Origin of the sequence: Kitasatospora sp. MY 5-36, assembly GCF_001182915.1 — a bacterium.
In the GTDB taxonomy this organism is placed as follows: Bacteria; Actinomycetota; Actinomycetes; order Streptomycetales; family Streptomycetaceae; genus Kitasatospora.
The window spans coordinates 1-2149 of sequence record NZ_LFVW01001062.1; the positions used below are offsets into that span (position 1 = coordinate 1).

1 protein-coding gene is annotated in these 2149 nt (G+C 75.9%); it reads right to left on the reverse strand.

The genetic code is table 11. From position 1 onward, the window contains the following. The coding region (locus AE652_RS40080; protein ID WP_049660641.1) for a class I adenylate-forming enzyme family protein at positions 1-1711 on the reverse strand (1711 nt) is incomplete at its 3' end. Positions 1712-2149 lie beyond the last annotated feature (438 nt).

A 2149-nucleotide genomic window follows, 5' to 3' on the forward strand; every position in this document is an offset into this window, starting at 1 on the left:
CCAGCGCGGCCGGGTCGGGGTGGGCGGCTGCGCCGAGGGCGTCGGCGAGGCCGAAGGCATCGGCGCCGAGCACCGCCCAGGTGCCGGCGGCGGAGCGGGCGCCGGGGACGGAGGAGAGCGGCAGCCAGTCGACGCGGAACAGGTGCTCGTAGTGGCTGCCGCCGGCGGCCCGCAGCCGGGCGGGCGCGTCCAGCAGCACGTGCCGGGTGATCTTGCCGGAGGCGGTGCGCGGGATGCGCTCCGTCTCGTACAGCTCCTCGGGGACCTTGAAGTAGGAGAGCCGTTCCCGGCAGGCGGCCAGCAGGGCCTCCGGGTCGAGGCCGCCGGGGCCGGGCACCAGGAAGGCCACCGGCACCTCGCCGAGCACCTCGTGGGGCTTGCCGACGACGGCGACGTCCGCGACGCCGGGCACGCCGCGCAGCACCTCCTCGACCTCGGCCGGGTGGATGTTCTCGCCGCCGCGGATGATGAGTTCCTTGATCCGGCCGGTGATGGTGAAGTAGCCGGAGCCGTCCCGCCGGGCGAGGTCGCCGGTGTGGTACCAACCGCCGCGCAGCGCCTGCTCGGTGGCCTCGGGCTGGTTGTGGTAGCCGAGCATCACGCTCGGGCCGCGCACCCAGACCTCGCCCTCCTCGCCGTCGGCGGCGTCCAGGCCGGTCTCGACGTCGACCAGGCGCACGCCCAGGCCGGGGACGGGCAGGCCGCAGGAGCCCTCGACGCGGGCGCCGGTGGGCCAGTTGACGGTGATCGAGCCGCAGGTCTCGGTGGAGCCGTAGGCGTCGATGAGCGGCGCACCGAACGCCTCCTCGAAGGAGCGCCGCAGCGCGGCGGTGGTCATGGCGCCGCCGACCAGGCACATCCGCAGGGCCGGCGCGGTGAAGCCGTCCTCCCGGGCGGCGCGCACCAGCTGCTGGTACATGGTGGGCACGCCGGCCAGGAAGGTCGCGGACTCCTCGCGGACGGCCTCCAGGACGTCCCGCGCGGCGAAGCCGTCGAGGATGCGGGCGGTGGCGCCGACGGCGGTGACGCTCAGCACGCAGGCGATGTGGGAGAGGCTGTGGAACAGCGGCAGCGGCCAGACCACCCGGTCCTCGGCGCTCAGGCCGGGCACCGGCACGTAGCAGGCGGCGACCGACCAGAGGCAGTTGCGCTGGGTGGACAGCACGCCCTTGGGCCGGCCGGTGGTGCCGGAGGTGTAGAGCATCCAGGCGGGGTCGTCGAGGCCGAGGTCGTCGCGCGCCGGGGTGGCGGGGTCGGTGCCGGCCAGGGTCTCGAAGGAGAGGGTGCCGGCCGGGACGGGGCCCTCGCCGGTGACGATCACCCGCAGGTCGGCCCGGCCGCGGGCGAGGGCGTCCAGGCCGGCGGCGCGGGCGGCGTCGGTGATGACGACGCGGGCGCCGCTGTCGTCCAGCAGGTGGGTGAGCTCGGCCTCGGTGGCGTGCGGGTTGAGCGGGACGCCGATGGCGCCGGCGCGCAGGATGCCGAAGTAGGCCTCCACCACCTCGACGCTGTTGCCGAGCAGGATCGCGGCCCGGTCGCCGGGCTGGAGGCGCAGGTCGGCGAGGTGGCCGGCGATCCGGCCGGTGCGGGCGTGGAGCTCGCCGTAGGTCACGCCGCGGACGGCGTCGCGGAACGCGGTCTTGTCCGAGCTGTCGCGGGCGTGCTCGGCCAGCAGTTCGGGCAGCGGCCGGATCAGCTCGGTGCGCAACATGCCGTCACTTCCTTCGGTCGGTTCAGGGCTGGTTCGGGGTCGGTTCGGGGTCGGTTCGGGGTCTGTTCCGGTCGGCCCGGTTCGGGCCTCGGGCGGGGGCATTCGATTTCCGCCCGGCACCGGGGGTGGGCGGCGGCGGAATGGGGTGGCATTTCCGGGCCGGAATGTCGCGGTACGGGGCCGGCGCAATTGCCGGGCGGCCTTTCCCGGGCGGCCGTACGCGAATTCCCGCCGGTCACAGTCTCGTGCGGCGGGGGCTCCGGGCCGCCCCTAACCGACCCCCTATACGGGCCCTAATCACGGTGGACGGGGCAGGGGTGACGGGCACGGCCGGCGGCTGAGCGGTAGGTGGGAACGGCGCCGCCCCGCCGGGCGTGGGCGCGGCGGGGCGGGGAGGGCGGACCGGCCCGGACCGGCCGGTGGGGCGGCCGGGTGGGG